The sequence below is a fragment of the Enterobacter sp. Ap-1006 genome (genome assembly GCF_011752835.1).
GTDB lineage: Bacteria > Pseudomonadota > Gammaproteobacteria > Enterobacterales > Enterobacteriaceae > Cedecea.
Window position 1 is genome coordinate 384,881 of the sequence record NZ_VWWU01000004.1, and the last position, 17,349, is coordinate 402,229.

General features: G+C 54.3%; 16 protein-coding genes and 3 tRNA genes. 3 read left to right on the forward strand and 16 right to left on the reverse strand.

Annotated features, from left to right (window positions below; translation table 11 throughout):
• Window positions 1-16: 16 nt before the first annotated feature.
• The 12 genes from nsrR to nnr all read right to left on the reverse strand — a co-directional run bounded on the left by nsrR (window position 17) and on the right by nnr (window position 12,667).
• Window positions 17-442: a nitric oxide-sensing transcriptional repressor NsrR gene (gene nsrR, locus F3J28_RS14690; protein WP_008460383.1), complete on the reverse strand. Its 426-nt coding sequence runs from the start codon at window positions 440-442 to the stop codon at window positions 17-19.
• A gap of 177 nt (window positions 443-619) precedes the next feature.
• Window positions 620-1,918 (reverse strand): adenylosuccinate synthase, encoded by a 1,299-nt coding sequence (locus tag F3J28_RS14695; RefSeq protein WP_008453598.1) that lies wholly within the window; start codon window positions 1,916-1,918, stop codon window positions 620-622.
• A 102-nt stretch (window positions 1,919-2,020) separates the two neighbouring features.
• Window positions 2,021-2,218: a DUF2065 domain-containing protein gene (locus tag F3J28_RS14700; RefSeq protein ID WP_008453600.1), complete on the reverse strand. Its 198-nt coding sequence runs from the start codon at window positions 2,216-2,218 to the stop codon at window positions 2,021-2,023.
• A gap of 62 nt (window positions 2,219-2,280) precedes the next feature.
• A complete protein-coding gene (hflC, locus tag F3J28_RS14705) occupies window positions 2,281-3,285 on the reverse strand; it encodes a protease modulator HflC (RefSeq protein WP_166877255.1) in 1,005 nt (334 codons plus the stop codon).
• Between the two features lie 2 nt (window positions 3,286-3,287).
• Window positions 3,288-4,547 carry an FtsH protease activity modulator HflK gene (gene hflK / locus F3J28_RS14710; RefSeq protein ID WP_166877258.1) on the reverse strand — a complete coding sequence of 420 codons (1,260 nt, stop codon included), beginning with the start codon at window positions 4,545-4,547 and terminating at the stop codon, window positions 3,288-3,290.
• 210 nt (window positions 4,548-4,757) lie between these two features.
• On the reverse strand, window positions 4,758-6,038 hold the full coding sequence (gene hflX, locus F3J28_RS14715; RefSeq protein WP_166877261.1) for a ribosome rescue GTPase HflX: 1,281 nt from the start codon (window positions 6,036-6,038) through the stop codon (window positions 4,758-4,760).
• Window positions 6,039-6,113: 75 nt separating this feature from the next.
• Window positions 6,114-6,425: an RNA chaperone Hfq gene (hfq, locus tag F3J28_RS14720; protein ID WP_008453608.1), complete on the reverse strand. Its 312-nt coding sequence runs from the start codon at window positions 6,423-6,425 to the stop codon at window positions 6,114-6,116.
• 101 nt (window positions 6,426-6,526) lie between these two features.
• Complete coding sequence (gene miaA, locus F3J28_RS14725; RefSeq protein WP_008453610.1) at window positions 6,527-7,471, reverse strand: tRNA (adenosine(37)-N6)-dimethylallyltransferase MiaA; 945 nt, start codon at window positions 7,469-7,471, stop codon at window positions 6,527-6,529.
• Window positions 7,464-9,341 carry a DNA mismatch repair endonuclease MutL gene (gene mutL, locus F3J28_RS14730; RefSeq protein ID WP_166877264.1) on the reverse strand — a complete coding sequence of 626 codons (1,878 nt, stop codon included), beginning with the start codon at window positions 9,339-9,341 and terminating at the stop codon, window positions 7,464-7,466. Before mutL ends, miaA begins: the two co-directional genes overlap by 8 nt.
• Window positions 9,342-9,350: 9 nt before the next feature.
• Entirely contained in the window at window positions 9,351-10,676 is a 1,326-nt protein-coding gene (gene amiB, locus F3J28_RS14735; RefSeq protein WP_166877267.1) for an N-acetylmuramoyl-L-alanine amidase AmiB, read from the reverse strand.
• 13 nt (window positions 10,677-10,689) lie between these two features.
• The gene (gene tsaE / locus F3J28_RS14740) at window positions 10,690-11,151 is read right to left on the reverse strand and encodes a tRNA (adenosine(37)-N6)-threonylcarbamoyltransferase complex ATPase subunit type 1 TsaE (protein WP_008453617.1); all 462 of its coding nucleotides are present in this window, start codon (window positions 11,149-11,151) and stop codon (window positions 10,690-10,692) included.
• A gap of 4 nt (window positions 11,152-11,155) precedes the next feature.
• Complete coding sequence (nnr, locus tag F3J28_RS14745) at window positions 11,156-12,667, reverse strand: bifunctional ADP-dependent NAD(P)H-hydrate dehydratase/NAD(P)H-hydrate epimerase (RefSeq protein WP_166877269.1); 1,512 nt, start codon at window positions 12,665-12,667, stop codon at window positions 11,156-11,158.
• On the opposite strand from nnr, the gene queG reads away from it, so the two are divergent.
• A complete protein-coding gene (queG, locus tag F3J28_RS14750; RefSeq protein WP_166877274.1) occupies window positions 12,666-13,805 on the forward strand; it encodes a tRNA epoxyqueuosine(34) reductase QueG in 1,140 nt (379 codons plus the stop codon). The genes nnr and queG overlap by 2 nt on opposite strands.
• Window positions 13,806-14,077: 272 nt before the next feature.
• Here the strand turns inward: queG and F3J28_RS14755 are convergent.
• From F3J28_RS14755 to orn, 4 genes are all read right to left on the reverse strand, one after another.
• Window positions 14,078-14,153 (reverse strand) — tRNA-Gly (locus tag F3J28_RS14755).
• A gap of 36 nt (window positions 14,154-14,189) precedes the next feature.
• Window positions 14,190-14,265 (reverse strand) — tRNA-Gly (locus F3J28_RS14760).
• A 37-nt stretch (window positions 14,266-14,302) separates the two neighbouring features.
• Window positions 14,303-14,378 (reverse strand) — tRNA-Gly (locus tag F3J28_RS14765).
• Window positions 14,379-14,563: 185 nt separating this feature from the next.
• Window positions 14,564-15,109 (reverse strand): oligoribonuclease, encoded by a 546-nt coding sequence (gene orn, locus F3J28_RS14770; protein ID WP_166867206.1) that lies wholly within the window; start codon window positions 15,107-15,109, stop codon window positions 14,564-14,566.
• Between the two features lie 113 nt (window positions 15,110-15,222).
• Here orn and rsgA point away from each other — a divergent pair, with 113 nt between their 5' ends.
• On the forward strand, window positions 15,223-16,278 hold the full coding sequence (rsgA, locus tag F3J28_RS14775; RefSeq protein ID WP_205247199.1) for a small ribosomal subunit biogenesis GTPase RsgA: 1,056 nt from the start codon (window positions 15,223-15,225) through the stop codon (window positions 16,276-16,278).
• Window positions 16,279-16,355: 77 nt separating this feature from the next.
• Window positions 16,356-17,315 carry an archaetidylserine decarboxylase gene (asd, locus tag F3J28_RS14780; protein WP_166877280.1) on the forward strand — a complete coding sequence of 320 codons (960 nt, stop codon included), beginning with the start codon at window positions 16,356-16,358 and terminating at the stop codon, window positions 17,313-17,315.
• Window positions 17,316-17,349: the final 34 nt, after the last annotated feature.

Consider the following 17,349-nt stretch of genomic DNA (forward strand, 5'->3'; position numbering starts at 1 on the left):
GCAGATGGAATCGTGATTATTCCACCAGCAGTAATTTGTAGAGCGGTTGGTTTTGGTCCACCAGGTCGGCCAGCGTGTGCTTGTCCAGTTCCTGAAGGAAACTCTGCACCGCCTCAGCCAAAGCCTGTTTGAGTCGGCAGGCGGGGGTGATATGACAAAACTCACTGCTACAGTTCACCAATGAGAGCGGCTCCAGCTCGCGCACCACGTCGCCAATGCGGATCGTTTCCGCTGGCTTACCAAGGCGAATGCCGCCATTTTTTCCTCGCACGGCCATAACATAGCCCGCGCGGCTGAGTTGATTGATGATTTTCACCATGTGATTACGGGACACGCCGTACACCTCTGTGACTTCAGAGATATTGGTCATTCTCCCTTCGGGAAGAGAAGCCATGTAAATCAAAGCACGTAAACCGTAATCAGTAAAACTCGTTAACTGCACATCAACCTCATGGGTGGGAGGGGAAACGCTTTGCGTAAGGCAAGTTGTACCTTAAAGCAGGTACATATTGATGATAAACCAGCCATATGGTTGCCAGCTAATTTATTTGATTGGAATGATGAATAAAGCGGCGGGAAGAAAGCGATACGGGGTGTGAAACCACACCCCGTGACATCATTATGCGTCGAACGGATCGCGCAGAATCATGGTTTCAGTACGGTCCGGGCCGGTTGAAATAATATCAATCGGTACGCCGGTGACTTCTTCAATGCGTTTGATGTAGTTCAGCGCTGCCTGCGGCAGACCGCTGCGCTCTTTCACGCCGAAAGTGGTTTCAGACCAGCCAGGCATCACTTCATAAATCGGTTCGATACCTTCCCAGTCATCCGCAGCCATTGGCGTGGTGGTCACTTCACGACCATCAGGCATACGATAGCCTACGCAGATTTTCACTTCTTTCAGGCCGTCCAGGACGTCAAGCTTGGTCAGGCAGAAGCCGGACAAGGAGTTGATCTGCACGGCACGACGCACGGCAACCGCATCCAGCCAGCCGGTACGACGGCGACGCCCGGTAGTAGCCCCGAATTCATTACCCTGTTTGCACAGGAATTCGCCGATATCATCAAACAGTTCAGTTGGGAACGGACCAGCACCCACGCGAGTGGAGTAAGCTTTGATAATACCCAGAACGTAATCCACATAGCGCGGACCAATGCCGGAGCCGGTCGCAACGCCACCTGCGGTGGTGTTAGAGGAGGTTACGTACGGATAGGTACCGTGGTCGATGTCCAGCAGCGTACCCTGAGCACCTTCGAACATGATGAAGTCGCCGCGTTGACGCGCCTGATCCAGCAGGTCAGAGACATCCACAACCATGCTGGTCAGGATGTCGGCAACCGCCATCGCATCGTCCAGCACTTTCTGGTAGTCAACGGCTTCAACTTTGTAGAAGTTCACCAGCTGGAAGTTATGGTATTCCATCACTTCTTTCAGCTTGTCTGCAAAGGTGGCTTTGTCGAACAGGTCGCCAACGCGCAGGCCACGACGGGCCACTTTGTCTTCGTAAGCAGGCCCGATACCGCGACCGGTAGTACCGATAGCTTTCGCGCCGCGAGCTTTTTCACGCGCAACGTCCAGCGCAACGTGGTAGTCAAGGATCAGCGGGCAAGCTTCTGACAGCAGCAGACGCTCACGTACTGGAATACCGCGGTCTTCCAGACCTTTCATCTCTTTCATCAGCGCAGCTGGAGACAGCACAACGCCGTTACCGATGATGCTGGTGACGTTTTCGCGAAGAATGCCTGATGGAATAAGATGAAGAACGGTTTTTTCACCGTTGATTACGAGAGTGTGACCTGCGTTGTGACCGCCCTGGTAGCGCACAACATATTTAGCCCGTTCAGTCAGAAGATCGACGATCTTTCCTTTACCTTCGTCACCCCATTGGGTGCCCAGTACGACGACGTTGTTACCCATTTTTCAAAATCACCGTTTGCTTAAAAATGGATTCTACCATCGGTTTCTCAGATGAACAGCCCTTTTAGTATACAAAATCAGTTTCTGCCGGATAAATTTCACTCAGCTACTGGCGCGACTCAACATGTAGTAGATAACGATGCCAGCAACCACAAGACCGCCGCCAAAACGGCGCAATAACGTGTCCGGTAATTGCGCCATAGCCAGAATCATTCGCCGCCAGATGCGCGGATAAAGCATCGGTCCCAGGCCTTCGAGTACCAAAACCAGCGCAAGCGCCAGCCAGATTGTTGAATTCATAATCATCCTTTACCGGCATAAAAAAAGAGCCGGTAAACCGGCTCTTAGACATTATTCAGCGATTAGCGTGAGCTATTGGCTGGCGTTTTCATGTAGCGGAAGAAGTCGCTGTCCGGGCTCAGTACCATGATGTCCTGATTAGACTGGAAGCTGGCTTCATAAGCACGCAGGCTACGGATAAAGGCGTAGAAGTCTGGATCCTGGCTAAACGCATCAGCAAACAGCTTCGCGGCTTCAGCATCACCTTCACCACGAGAGATACGCCCTTCACGCTCGGCTTCTGCCAGCGTACGGGTAACTTCGTAGTCTGCGGTTGCACGCAGCTTCTCAGCTTCTTCCTGACCCTGTGAACGGTGACGACGGGCAACCGCTTCACGCTCTGCGCGCATACGGTTGTAAATCGCCTCGGACACTTCTGTCGGCAGGTTGATCTGCTTGATACGCACATCCACCACTTCAATACCCAGCGCAGCCATACTATTCGGGTTAATCACCGGCACTTTACCGTTGGTCTCTTCAGTAATACGCGCCGCTGCGGAAGCAATGGCATCGTCAGCTGCAGGCGTTGCGACTTCATCATCGGTGCCCGCAGAACCGGAGTTCAGAGCGTCACGGACGTCCAACGTCAGGCGACCACGTGAATCGGTCACGATGTCTTTCACATCCAGACGACCAATTTCAGAACGCAGACGGTCACTGAACTTACGCTTCAACAGGACTTCTGCCTGAGAAACATCGCCGCCACCGGTGGCAAGGTAGTAACGGCTGAAGTCGCTGATGCGCCACTTGATGTAGGAGTCAACGATCAGGTCTTTTTTCTCTTTGGTTACAAAGCGATCGGCCTGGTTGTCCATCGTCTGGATACGCGCATCCAGAGTTTTCACGGTTTCAATGAACGGGATCTTGAAATGCAGACCTGGCTCATACACGACCGGTTTGTTTTCATCATCACGCAGGACTTTGCCGAAGCGTAATGTAATGCCGCGCTCGCCCTCATGCACCACAAACAGCGAGGTGTAGATCACGACCAGCACGATGATAATTACTGCCACAAAAGACTTACGCATCGTTATTCACTCCCTACGCGCTGGGTATCGTTGCGCAGTGCGTTGGCACGGCGCTGATCCATGATATCGCCACTCGAGGAGGACGAAGAGGTGCTGGCACTGCTGCTTGAGCTGGAAGCTGGCGGCAGACGCAGCAAATTGTTCGCTGCGCTGTTATCGCTCTTCGCGGCCGGCTGCTGAGCGCCGCCCTTCAACATCTGATCCAACGGCAGCACCATCAGGTTGCCACCTTTATCGTTAACCAGCACTTTACGGGTGTGGCTAAGGACTTTTTCCATGGTTTCAATATACAGACGCTCGCGAGTAATCTGCGGTGCGGCTTTATATTCTGGCAGCATCTTAGCGAAGCGAGCCACTTCCCCCTGCGCTTCCAGAACGGTTTGTGCTTTATAAGCACGCGCTTCTTCCAGAATACGCTGAGCCTGGCCGTTTGCACGCGGCTGTACTTCGTTGCTGTAAGCTTCTGCCTCACGAATGTACTGCTGTTCGTTCTCACGAGCGGCAATCGCATCATCAAAGGCGGCCTTAACTTCTTCTGGCGGACGTGCCGTCTGGAAGTTTACGTCCAGCAGCGTGATACCCATGTTGTAAGGCTTGATGGTTTCTTCAAGCTCACGTTGGGTATCGCTACGAATTACGGTACGACCCTCGGTGAGGATCTTATCCATGGTGTATTTACCGATAACGCCTCGCAGCGCGCTGTCGGTGGCCTGACGCAGGCTGTCATCCGCACTGGTCACGCTGAACAGATAGCGCTGTGGATCGGTCACGCGGTACTGCACGTTCATCTCAACGCGCACGACGTTTTCGTCAGAAGTCAGCATCACACCGGACGCCGCAAGTTCACGTACCGACTCAACGTTCACTGCCTGAACGCTGTCGATAAACGTCGGTTTCCAGTTCAGACCCGGCTCAACGAGATGGCTAAATTTACCAAAGCGGGTCACAACACCGCGTTCGGCTTCTTTAATGGTATAGAACCCGGTTGCGGCCCAGATAATGACCGCGGCTGCAGCCACAATACCGATCACTCGACCGCCAATAGGATTGCCCGGCCCCTGCGATGCATTACCACCGCCGCTGCCACCGCTTTTCCCGCCGCCAAGGCCGCCGAGTTTTTTACTCAGCTTGCGGAAGATATCATCCAGATCAGGTGGCCCCTGATCGCGCCCTCCTTTATTACCCCCAGAGTCGCCGCCAGGCTTGCTGCTTCCCCACGGGTCGCGGTCCTGTCCGTTATTACCGGGCTGATTCCACGCCATGTTTATGCTCCATATTTGTTGTGCGGTGATATCCCCCGAGGGGGAAATAGTCTTCAGGACATTTACACCCGTCATACTTCAAGCCGCAGGTGCGTTGGCTGCGCCCGCTCACCCCAGTCACATAGTTAGACTATGCCCCTGGGGACTCTCGGCCTTGTCGCTTACCTGCAACTCGAATTATTTAGGGTATATGAACCAGTCTGATGACATCTAAACGATGTAATCCGCGAGTGCCGGTTCTTGTTTACAGAGGCGACGCCAGTCCACGATAGGCATACGAACTTCTAACCCCACGCATCCGTCTTCCTCTGTCCACTCTTTTTCTATTGCCTGAAGCTGATAAAAACGGCTCCGCAAACGCCCTGCCTGAGGGGGTAAACGCAGCGTATGCTGCGCAATTTCACCAGACAAACGCTCCGTCAGAGCCTGGAAAAGCAGTGGGACACCGGCACCGGTCTGTGCGGAAAGCCAGACGCGGATCGGCACATTCTCGTCGTTCCTGTCGATACGCGGCTCAAACGCATCCAGCGCATCGATTTTATTCATGACCAACAGCGTAGGGATTTCATTCGCCTCAATCTCTTCCAGTACGGTATCGACTGCTGCAATGTTTTCCTGCATCCGGAAGTCGGCCGCGTCAATCACGTGTAACAACAGCGTGGCCTGACGTGTCTCCTGCAAAGTGGCCTTAAACGCCGCTACCAGATCGTGAGGCAGGTGACGAATAAAACCGACAGTATCTGCCAGCACGGTTTCGCCCACATCGGCGACGTCAATACGGCGCAGTGTAGGATCGAGTGTGGCAAATAGCTGATCCGCGGCATAAACATCGGCCGCGGTAATTCTATTAAATAGCGTGGATTTACCGGCGTTGGTGTAGCCCACCAATGAAATCGTCGGCACATCTGCTTTATTACGTGAACGACGTCCCTGCTCGCGCTGTTTTTCTACACGTTCTAAACGCGAAAGGATCAGCATAATACGATTGCGCAGCAGACGACGGTCCGTCTCGAGCTGGGTTTCCCCTGGACCGCGTAAACCGATCCCGCCTTTCTGGCGCTCAAGGTGAGTCCAGCCGCGAACCAGGCGCGTAGCCAAATGGCGAAGCTGGGCCAGCTCTACCTGCAATTTACCCTCATGGGTACGTGCACGTTGGGCAAAAATATCTAAAATTAACCCGGTGCGGTCGATAACACGACACTGGCACAGGGCTTCCAGGTTACGTTCCTGGGCGGGCGATAACGCATGATCAAACAGCACAACCGACGCCCCAGTGGCCTTAACGGCCTCGGCAATCTCAACGGCTTTGCCTTCGCCAACAAAATACTTTGGGTGCGGGGACTTGCGGCTACCGGTTACCACCTGCAGCGCTTCGACACCGGCTGAAGAGACCAGGGATTCAAACTCCGCCAGGTCTTCCATGTCTTTGTCTTGCGAAAAATAGATGTGAACCAGTACCGCCTGCTCACCGGCATCATAACGGTCAAACAAGCGTATAACCTCTCAAAAAGACCAGCGGGGAACGCAGCTGAACTGGTCCCCCGACCGGGAAAACAGCAAGCAACCTTATTCGGTTTCTTCGCTGTCTTGTTGCGGCGCAGAACCAGCCTGCGCGCTGCCGCCGTGATGGTAGCCGCCAGAACCGCCGGTGCCGGTGTTATTGCTATGATGAGAAACCGGACGAGACGGAACAACGGTAGAAATCGCGTGCTTATAGACCATCTGGCTGACCGTGTTTTTCAACAGGATCACGAACTGATCGAAAGACTCAATTTGACCTTGCAGCTTAATACCATTCACCAAATAAATAGAAACTGGAACACGTTCACGACGCAGTGCGTTCAAGAACGGATCTTGTAAAGATTGCCCCTTAGCCATTCTATCTTTTCCTTATATGTTTGTTGTTTGTCACTCAAGAGCGATTAGCTCTGAAAAACTGCGTAAAAATTTGCGCACGCTGACGATTCAATTGTACACATTCACCCATGCTTCGCACTAACAACCTGTAGCACTTCGCTGTATGCCTGCTCAGGTTTTTCACTGTCTAACCAGTGAACACCTTCCCAACCACGCAGCCAGGTCATCTGACGCTTAGCCAATTGACGCGTCGCGCAAATACCTCGATAAACCATTTCATCGTATGACGTTTCACCGGCCAAATAAGACCACATCTGGCGGTAGCCCACACAACGGATGGAAGGCATCTCCGTATGCAAATCTCCGCGAGCAAAAAGCGCCCGCACTTCTGCTTCAAAACCTGAAGCTAACATCTGATGAAAACGCTGCTCAATTCGCTGATGGAGCAGTTCACGGCTCGCCGGGGCGATGGCGAACTGATGCACCTGATACGGCAGAGCTTCTCCTGACGTTTGCGTCAGTTCCGTTAAAGTTTTACCCGAAATGAAAAAAACTTCCAGTGCCCGGGAAAGCCTTTGCGGATCATTTGGATGAATCCGGGCAGCGGCAACCGGATCGATTTCCTCCAGTTGACGATGCAGCGCATTCCATCCTTGCTCTGCCGCCTGTTGCTCTATTCTTGCCCTGACTTCCGGGTCCGCCGACGGAAGTGGCGAAAGCCCTTCCAGCAGCGCTTTAAAATAGAGCATAGTGCCGCCGACCAGCAGCGGAATACGCCCGGCGGCGGTAATTTCAGCCATCTCGGCCAGCGCATCGCGGCGAAAATCTGCCGCAGAGTACGCCTGAGCCGGGTCAAGCAGGTCCAGTAACCGGTGAGGCGCCTGGGCTTGCTCTTGTTCCGTTGGCTTAGCGGTACCGACATCCATTCCACGATAGATGAGGGCCGAATCTACGCTTATCAACTCTACCGGCAAAGTTTTACGCAAATTAATAGCAAGTGCCGTCTTACCTGAGGCCGTTGGCCCCATTAAAAAAATCGCCTGTGGCCTTTTTTTATCTTCAGTCATCTTTCAGGGCGTTCATCGCCGATTGTAAATCAACAGGTTGCAGTAAACCGCCGGGTGGAGATTTCACCAACTGCGGGCAAAGACGTTCAACGTCTGCCAGCAGGGTAATCGCCTGAGCCTGGCTCCACTGTTCGTGATCGCTTGCCAAATGACGAGCAATCCACAAAGCCAGCTGGCCCGCCGAAACGTCCGCCTGTTGCGCCAGGTATCCTGGCAGTTCGTGAATCAAGATTTGTAAATTTTGTTTCCGTAAAGGTAAAGGTACCGTGCGAATTGTTATCTGCCGGGCATCAGTATCAAACTCAATGCCCATTTCTTTCAAAAGCGCCTGATATTTAACCAATACGTCATGTTCTTCGCGACTGACTTTCAGCCGGAGCGGAATCAGCAGCGGCTGAGCACGCAGACCTTCACTCCCCGGCGCCAGTTGCGCCTGTTTTAGCCACCGTTCGGCCACCACCAGCGAAAGCAGCGAAAGTTTGCCCTGTCGCTCCAGCAAAGCTTTATCCGGAGGTAAAACCGTTAACACCCGGCCAAAACTTTGCGAGTGGCCCTCTAACGCAGCCGGCTCTTCAGCACGAACGGCAGGTTTTGGCTCGACGTCGGGTGTCTCAAGCAACTGATGATAAAGGGCACCCTGCTGCTTTTGATAGCCAGGCGCTGCGTGTGGCCAAAGCGGCGTGCCTCCGGCCCCGGCTGGACGGCCACCGCTGCCAGATGTAGACGAAATCTGCCTTGTCGCAGCCTCACGGGGCTCACGCGCGACGGCTGGCGTGGCAAACTGATTGCGCCCGGCGGCAACACGGTTCTCCGGCTGCCAGCGCTCAACGGGCGTTTCCGCCGTTTCTTCCAGCGCCAGGGCGTTCTCACCCTGCTGCTGAAGTACGCTGATCACGCCCTGATAAATAAAGTCATGCACCAGCCGTGACTGATGGAAACGCACCTCATGCTTCGCAGGGTGAACGTTAACGTCCACCTGATGCGGGTCGATCTCCAGATACAGCACAAAGGCTGGCTGCTGATCCACGCCAAGTTTGTCTTCACAGGCCTGGCGAATCGCATGGTTAATTAAGCGGTCGCGCATCATGCGCCCGTTAACATAACAATATTGGATCTCCGCCAGGGCCGAGGTGGTGGCAGAAGGCTCAGCAACCCAGCCACGTAGCGTCAAGTCACCGTGCTGCCACTCAATGGCCAGCGCCTGTTCAAGAAACGGCGTACCGCAAATGGCCCCCAGGCGACGCTCGCGTGGCGCACTTTCCTGTACGGCACGGTACTGGCGGATCATTTTTCCGTTGTGATTAAGCGTGATAGAAACGTCGAACCGCGCCAGCGCAATGCGGCGCACCACTTCATCAATATGATTAAATTCGGTTTTTTCGGTGCGCATGAACTTACGGCGCGCAGGCGTGTTGTAAAACAGATCGAGCACTTCGAGCGTTGTTCCAACGGGGTGCGCGGCTGGTTTGACCGTCACAGCCTGGTCACGCCCTTCGGCATAGGCCTGCCAGGCTTCATTTTGTTCTGCGGTACGCGATGTCAGGGTCAGGCGGGAAACGGAGCTGATACTTGCCAGCGCTTCGCCGCGAAACCCGAGGCTGATAATGGCCTCCAGATCGTCAAGCGAAGCAATTTTACTGGTGGCGTGGCGAGCCAGCGCCAGCGCCAGCTCTTCCTGCCTGATACCGCAGCCGTTGTCCCGAATACGAATGAGCTTCGCGCCACCACGTTCAATGTCGATATCTATGCGCGTGGCCCCGGCATCAAGGCTGTTCTCAACCAGCTCCTTTACTACCGACGCAGGGCGCTCTACAACCTCGCCAGCGGCGATCTGGTTCGCAAGCTGCGGCGGCAGAACCTGAATCGGCATGTTATCTCCTTAGTTGGTCACCGCGACCTGCTGCGGCGAACCCAGTTGGCTACGGGCAGTTTGCTCATTCGATGGAGCAGACTGCAGCGGGTGCTCGCGGAAATAGTTACGCAGCCCCTCATAAATGGCCTGAGCTATTTGCTGCTGGTAAGAGTCGCTGCCAAGCAGGCGCTCTTCGGAACTGTTGCTGATGAAGCCCGTTTCAACCAACAGAGAAGGAATATCCGGTGAACGCAGCACGCCCAGGCTCGCGTGTTCCGGGCGGCGCTTATGCAAAGAGCCTACGCGCTGTAACTGAGCCAGCACTTTGGTCGCTACATCATACCCGACGCGCTGAGAATGACCGAACTGCAAATCCAGCACAGCCTGGCTCAGGTAGGGATCGGCCTGGCTATTTGCCAGCACATCTCCCGCGCCGCCCAGCAACTCAGATTGTTTCTCGTGCTGCTCCAGCCAGCCCGCCATTTCACTGTTTGCACGGCGGTTAGAAAGCACCCAAACGGATGCGCCAGTGGCATCGCGATTCGGCGCTGCATCCGCATGAATAGACACCAGCAGGTTTGCATTCTGCTTACGCGCTACGTCTGAACGCCCCATGACCGAGATAAAGTAATCCCCATCGCGAGTCAGTACGCCGCGGAACATCGGGTCATCATTCAGCAGGGCTTTGAGCTTCCGCGCGATAGAAATAGTGACGTTCTTTTCCTGCGTACCACCAGGGCCAATCGCACCGGGATCCTGACCGCCGTGACCGGCATCAATGGCGACCACAACGGTATCCGACGGGCCGCTGTTTTTTGCACGAGCCGCCGGGCGAGTCACGGTATTAGAACCTATCGCGCCGGTGACCTGCTGAGGCTTAAAGGGATTACGGGCAGGATCTGGAACCTGAACGGGGGCAACGGGTTCAACGCGCTTAGCCACAACCGGCGGCGGTGGTGGAGGTGCATCAGCGTTGATTGTAAAGATAACGGTATAGTTGGCACCGTTTTGCTGTTTCACCGCGCGGGTTTTACCAGGCTGGGTTAAATCGACGACCAGGCGCAAAGATTGATCGTCTTTTGGCTGTCCGGCGCTAATGCTTTTCACCAGATTACTGCCGCTAAACTGCAAAGGCAGCCCGCGAATCACGCCGGTTTGTTTGATATCCAGCGCAACGCTTCGCTTATTATCCTGTGAAAAAGTGTATTCCGGGTCGCCCATAAAACTAAAAGTGATACGTGCCTGATTTTCACCGTTGGAAACCTGAATATCAGACAGCGCCGCCGCCCCCGCTTGTGCACAGCACAGCAGCAGGAATCCAGCCATCAACCAACCTTTCACGCGATAGATCATCCCGTCATCCTTGCTATTTGGCTAACCGCGCCAGTAACGCTTCACCAGATGAGGAAACGGCGGCAATGCGCGCTTCGCGACCTTGCGCCTCGTAGCTCAGGTGAATTTCGACATCCGGGTCCGGGAGAACACCTGTCCCCTGCTGCGGCCATTCCACCAGGCAAATTGCGTCGTTGGTGAAGTAGTCACGGATCCCCATAAATTCAAGCTCTTCGGGGTCTGCCAGACGATACAAGTCAAAGTGATAAACCATTAGGTTATCAAGCTGATATGGCTCAACCAATGTATAGGTTGGGCTTTTAACGTTGCCCTTGTGCCCCAGGGCCTGTAAAAAACCACGGCTAAAGGTGGTTTTGCCCGCGCCGAGGTCGCCATAAAGGTAAATCACCGTCGCGCCCTCACAGGCCTGTGCCAGGCGTTCGCCCAACGCTAAGGTTGCCGCTTCTTCAGGTAATGCAATAACTCGATTCATCATGGCTTCAGGTATTCAAATCCGGGTTAACAAACAGGTAAAGCGTTGAAAGCAGGTCGCTTGCCAGCATGCCGCGCATGCCTCGCTGGCGAGCTAAAACATCAGCCGCCGCGCCGTGGGCCACGCAGCCTGCACAGGCAGCATCATAAGGGGTAAGCTTCTGTGCCAGCAATGCGGCAATGATCCCCGACAGCACATCCCCCATTCCACCGCTTCCCATCCCGGCATTGCCAACGTCGATAACGCCCAGCCGATCGTGGCTGGCAACCAGCGTGCCGGCACCTTTTAAGACCACGGTTCCGCCATAACGTTTGACCAAACGCCTTACTGCAAGTAAGCGGTCACTCTCAATTTGTGACACAGCGCAATTTAGCAGCCGTGCCGCTTCGCCGGGATGAGGCGTAATCACGCGATTCTGACGTTTATCCGGGTTGATTGCCAGAAGGTTAAGCGCGTCCGCATCCCAAAGCATCGGTTTACGGCTGTTTTCGACTTTCTGCAGCGCTTTCTTGCCCCATTCCTGCTGCCCAAGCCCCGGCCCAATGGCCACCACATCCGCCCATTCCAGAGCCCCATCAAGCGATTGTGGCGTCAGCTCATGAACCATTAATTCAGGGCAAGCAGTAAGCAGTGGCGCAACGTTTTCAGCACGAGTAAGTACCCGGACAAGACCAGCGCCTGCACGAAGCGAAGCTTCGCCGGCCATACGAATGGCTCCGGCAGTGCCGCTGTCGCCACCAATCAGTACCAGCCGCCCGTTATCCCCTTTATGCGAAGTCGGCCGCCTCGGTTTAATCCACCCGGCAAGCTGCTGAACATCAAACCGGGAAATGGGCGCGATCTGCCTTTCGAGCCAGGGTTCAAGCCCCAGAGCGGCATAGTGCAACCTGCCAACCACATCTCGCGCCTTCCCTGTGAGTAAACCTGGTTTAAGTGCGATAAACGTCACCGTATCCGCCGCCTGAACCACCGTCCCGGGCACAGCACCCGTTTCTGCCAGCAGACCAGAAGGAATATCCAACGCAACAACCGGTGCAGGGTGATCATTCATCTGCTTGATAAGCTGCGCGATATTTTCGCGCGGCGCGCTGTTTAAGCCAATGCCCAGCAAGGCATCGACAATTAAATCAACGTCAGCAGGCCAGACGTGTTCAAGGCTATATGGAACGCCGCCCGCATTAAGCCACGCTTCACGCGCCTGAGCGGCTTCTTCGGGTAAGGGCTTATCGCTTTCTACCGCCAGCAACGTTGTCTGAAAACCAGCCGCCTGCGCCAGCCGGGCAACGACATAGCCGTCCCCGCCGTTATTTCCGTGCCCACAGACAATCAGCCAGTGGCGAGCGTCAGGATAGCGCGTGCGGGCAATCTGAAATGCCGCTTCACCGGCACGCTGCATCAGTTCATAAAGCGTAATACCCAGGCTATCGGCTGCGTCTTTTTCAGCATTACGCAGCCAGTCTGCCGGCCAGACCGAATGTGGTATACTTTTGACGTACTTTTTCAGGTTATGGTCCGTCATGTCACAGCCCCTCGATTACAATCAGTTAGCGCAAAGCATTAAACAATGGGGCAAAGATCTTGGCTTCCAGCAGGTCGGTATTACCGATACCGATCTCACCGCCAGCGAGCCGCAGCTGCAGGAATGGCTCGACAAGCAATATCACGGTGAAATGGACTGGATGGCCCGGCACGGCATGATGCGCGCGCGCCCGCACGAACTGGTGCCCGGTACGCTTAGGGTCATTAGCGTTCGCATGAATTACCTTCCAACCAACGCCGCCTTCGCCTCAACGCTGAAAAACCCGCAGCTAGGTTACGTCAGCCGCTACGCGCTGGGCCGTGATTACCATAAAGTCTTGCGTAACCGCTTAAAAAAGCTGGGGGAAATGATTCAGTCCCACTGCTCCACGCTGAATTTTAGACCTTTTGTCGACTCCGCGCCGCTTCTTGAGCGCCCACTGGCCGAAAAAGCCGGGCTGGGCTGGACAGGTAAGCACTCACTTATCCTTAATCGCGAGTCGGGTTCGTTCTTCTTCCTCGGCGAATTGCTGGTCGACATTCCGCTGCCGATTGATTCCCCGGTTGAGGAAGGCTGTGGCCGCTGCGTAGCCTGCATGACCATTTGCCCGACCAACGCCATCGTCGAGCCCTACACGGTGGACGCAAGACGGTGTATTTCCTATCTGACCATAGAACTTGAAGGCGCAATCCCGGAAGAATTACGGCCGCTTATCGGCAACCGCATCTACGGCTGCGATGACTGCCAGCTAATCTGCCCGTGGAACCGCTACTCGCAGCTTAGCGAAGAAGATGACTTCAGCCCTCGTAAGGCACTCCATTCTCCGCCGTTGATCGAGCTGTTTGCCTGGAGTGAGCAGCACTTCCTGCGCGTGACCGAAGGCTCAGCGATCCGTCGCATCGGCCACCTTCGCTGGCTGCGTAATATCGCCGTTGCGCTGGGCAATGCTCCCTGGAATGAGGCGAACCTCGTCGCGCTTGAACAGAGGCAAGGTGAGCACCCACTTCTGGATGAGCACATTGAATGGGCGATTGCGCAACAATTAGCCAGACGAAGCGAGCAGGCCGTTGAGGTTCAGTTACCGAAGAAACAGCGTTTGGTGAGGGTGATTGAGAAAGGGCTTCCGCGCGACGCGTGATATGTCCACAGCGTGTGCATAACATTCAAAAACACGTTGTCATTCAAGTGTCAAAATTTCTGCAAGCATTACATTAATATTTCGACACTAAATTAAGTTCTTAATTATCAATGCATTAAAATATTGGTGTAATAAATATTACATTTGTAGAAGACGCGAGGAACGACAGAAGGCTGTGGATAAGTCTGTTCATAGTTGTATTGCAAGATAGCAAAATATCACCTACAGCGCTTGCTGCACGTTGTGGATAATTTATGCTTGAAAGGAAAATTTGGAGCGGGAAACGAGACTCGAACTCGCGACCCCGACCTTGGCAAGGTCGTGCTCTACCAACTGAGCTATTCCCGCTTGGGTGGTGCGTGGCTGTAAAAGCCAATCAAATTTTGGAGCGGGAAACGAGACTCGAACTCGCGACCCCGACCTTGGCAAGGTCGTGCTCTACCAACTGAGCTATTCCCGCTTGGGTGGTGCATGGCTGTAAAAGCCAAATCAAATTTTGGAGCGGGAAACGAGACTCGAACTCGCGACCCCGACCTTGGCAAGGTCGTGCTCTACCAACTGAGCTATTCCCGCTCTGTGTAACGCTGCAAATTCTGCATCGGTACGGGAGGCGCATTATACGAGAATTCGTTTTTGTCGCAAGCCCTCAAACGTTTTTTTTCGCGATTTTTGTCTGACTGCTGGTTAAATCGCCATGATGATTATTTTATCGTCTGCTTTGGTTATTTTCCCCTCGCCTTTCGGCAAGGGGACTGTTTTTAAAGCTTAATAAAATTCTCACGATAGTAAGCCAGCTCCGCTACCGACTCGCGAATATCGTCCATCGCCTGGTGGGTTCCCTGTTTTTTAAAGCCTGGCAAAATTTCCGGCTTCCAGCGGCGCGCCAGCTCCTTCAGCGTGCTCACGTCGAGGTAACGGTAATGGAAGTAGGCTTCCAGCTCAGGCATATATTTAAACAGGAAGCGACGATCCTGCCCGATGCTGTTCCCGCAAATTGGGGAAGTATTCGCAGGCACCCACTGCTTCAGGAACGCCAGCGTCGCCAGCTCCGCAGCACGGTCATCAAGCGGACTTGCTTTCACCCGTTCAACCAGCCCGCTTGCGGTATGGGTGCGAACGTTCCAGTCATCCATTAGCGCTAGCTGTGCATCAGACTGATGTACCGCGATGGTTGGCCCTTCTGCCAGAATGTTCAGGTTGGCATCAGTCACCAGGGTAGCAATCTCAATAATGCGATCCCGCTCGGGATCCAGACCGGTCATTTCTAAATCAATCCAAATCAGATTGTTTTCGTTTCCACTCATGCTATTTTCCACCCTTCTTGTGCGTCGCCCACCCTTGACGATGGGTTAATTCGTATAAAATAGTGTGTATCATAGAGGTTTTGCCCCCCAGGGGCGACCAGGAGCCAGTACGCTTGAGCAAAAATAAACTCTCCAAAGGACAGCAGCGCCGCGTCAACGCGAACCACCAGCGTCGTCTGACAAAAACCGTGGAGAAAGCCGACTATGACGATGCCCAGTTTGGTGAACCGCGCGAAGGCACGGTCATCAGCCGCTTTGGCCAGCATGCGGACGTCGAGTCGCATGAAGGCACGGTACATCGCTGCAACATTCGTCGCACCATTCGTTCGCTGGTTACCGGCGACAAGGTAGTCTGGCGCCTGGCGAAAGAGGCCGCCGAAGGCGTCTCGAAAAAAGGGATTGTGGAGGCCGTGCATGAGCGTACCTCCGTTCTGACCCGCCCGGACTTTTACGACGGCGTAAAACCGATTGCGGCAAACATTGACCAAATCATTATCGTTTCGGCCATTCTGCCGGAGCTGTCGTTGAATATTATCGACCGCTATCTTGTTGCCTGCGAAACCCTCGACGTTGAGCCGCTGCTGGTGCTGAACAAAACCGATCTGCTGGACGATGAAGGCCGGGCCTTCGTTAACGAGCAGATGGATATCTATCGCAAAATTGGCTATCGCGTGCTGATGGTTTCCAGCTATAAAGCAGAAGGGCTTAAAGAGCTTGAAGCCGAGCTCGTGGGCCGCATCAGCATCTTTGCGGGCCAGTCCGGTGTGGGTAAATCAAGCCTGCTGAATCACCTGTTAGGCTTCACCGATAAACAAATTCTGGTGAATGACGTTTCCGACGTCTCCGGGCTTGGCCAGCACACCACCACGGCTTCCCGCCTGTATCACTTCCCGGGCGGCGGCGATGTCATTGACTCCCCCGGCGTGCGTGAATTTGGCCTCTGGCACCTCGAGCCTGAACAAATCACCCAAGGGTTTGTCGAATTCCATGATTACTTAGGCCGTTGTAAATACCGCGACTGCCGCCACGACAATGACCCAGGCTGTGCCCTGCGAGAAGCCGTGGAACAAGGCCAGATCGCTGAAACACGTTTCGAAAACTACCACCGCATTCTGGAAAGCATGGCGCAGGTAAAAACGCGTAAAAGCTTTTCTGATACTGACAACTGACAATTAAGCTGGGCGCCGCTAGAATCGCCCCTTTTCTGTATCGGCCCACATGCAGGGCATTTAGCCAGGAGGCTATTTTGTTAGACAACATTAAACTTTCGCTGCAGTACATTCTGCCAAAACTGTGGCTGACTCGCCTGGCGGGCTGGGGCGCGAGCAAACGTGCTTGCTGGCTGACCAAACTGGTCATCGATCTGTTCGTCAAATACTACAAAGTCGACATGAATGAGGCGCAAAAGCCGGACACCGCCGCTTACCGCACCTTCAATGACTTTTTTGTGCGTCCACTGCGCGATGACGTACGCCCGGTAAATACCGATCCTAACGTGCTGGTGATGCCTGCCGACGGTGTGATAAGCCAGTTGGGCCGCATCGAAGAAGATAAAATCCTGCAGGCAAAAGGCCATAACTACAGCCTGGAAGCGCTGCTGGCAGGTAACTATCTGATGGCCGACCTGTTCCGCAACGGCAGCTTCGTCACAACTTATCTTTCACCTCGCGACTACCACCGCGTGCACATGCCGTGTAACGGCATTCTGCGTGAAATGATCTATGTTCCGGGTGACCTTTTCTCCGTCAATCACCTGACGGCGCAAAACGTCCCGAACCTGTTTGCCCGTAATGAACGCGTGATCTGCCTGTTCGACACCGAGTTTGGCCCAATGGCGCAAATTCTGGTTGGTGCTACCATTGTTGGCAGCATTGAAACTGTCTGGGCTGGCACCATTACGCCACCACGTGAAGGCGTGATTAAACGCTGGACATGGCCTGCAGGCGAAAGTGAAGGTGCCGTTGCACTGCTTAAGGGCCAGGAAATGGGTCGCTTCAAGCTGGGCTCCACGGTGATTAACCTCTTTGCGCCGGGTAAAGTAAACCTGGCAGAGCAGCTGAAAAACCTGTCCGTCACCAAAATCGGCGAAGTGCTGGCAGTCTCAAGCGAACCCGTCATTGAGCCTGAAGTTCCGGTGAGCGAAATTCCTGCCGAGGTGCTGGACACCAAAGCAGACGAACCCGAAGCGCCAAAAACCGCAGAATAACGTCTAAAATCAGGCGACCGGTCACCCCGGAGCC

Bases quoted from the DNA above. Each gene is read 5' to 3' on its own strand.
- miaA (WP_008453610.1), bottom strand. From the start codon at position 7,471: ATGACTGAAGATAAAAAAAGGCCACAGGCGATTTTTTTAATGGGGCCA.
- hfq (WP_008453608.1), bottom strand. From the start codon at position 6,425: ATGGCTAAGGGGCAATCTTTACAAGATCCGTTCTTGAACGCACTGCGT.
- hflK (WP_166877258.1), bottom strand. From the start codon at position 4,547: ATGGCGTGGAATCAGCCCGGTAATAACGGACAGGACCGCGACCCGTGG.
- F3J28_RS14700 (WP_008453600.1), bottom strand. From the start codon at position 2,218: ATGAATTCAACAATCTGGCTGGCGCTTGCGCTGGTTTTGGTACTCGAA.
- queG (WP_166877274.1), top strand. From the start codon at position 12,666: ATGTCACAGCCCCTCGATTACAATCAGTTAGCGCAAAGCATTAAACAA.
- tsaE (WP_008453617.1), bottom strand. From the start codon at position 11,151: ATGATGAATCGAGTTATTGCATTACCTGAAGAAGCGGCAACCTTAGCG.
- mutL (WP_166877264.1), bottom strand. From the start codon at position 9,341: ATGCCGATTCAGGTTCTGCCGCCGCAGCTTGCGAACCAGATCGCCGCT.
- F3J28_RS14695 (WP_008453598.1), bottom strand. From the start codon at position 1,918: ATGGGTAACAACGTCGTCGTACTGGGCACCCAATGGGGTGACGAAGGT.
- amiB (WP_166877267.1), bottom strand. From the start codon at position 10,676: ATGATCTATCGCGTGAAAGGTTGGTTGATGGCTGGATTCCTGCTGCTG.
- orn (WP_166867206.1), bottom strand. From the start codon at position 15,109: ATGAGTGGAAACGAAAACAATCTGATTTGGATTGATTTAGAAATGACC.
- hflC (WP_166877255.1), bottom strand. From the start codon at position 3,285: ATGCGTAAGTCTTTTGTGGCAGTAATTATCATCGTGCTGGTCGTGATC.
- nnr (WP_166877269.1), bottom strand. From the start codon at position 12,667: ATGACGGACCATAACCTGAAAAAGTACGTCAAAAGTATACCACATTCG.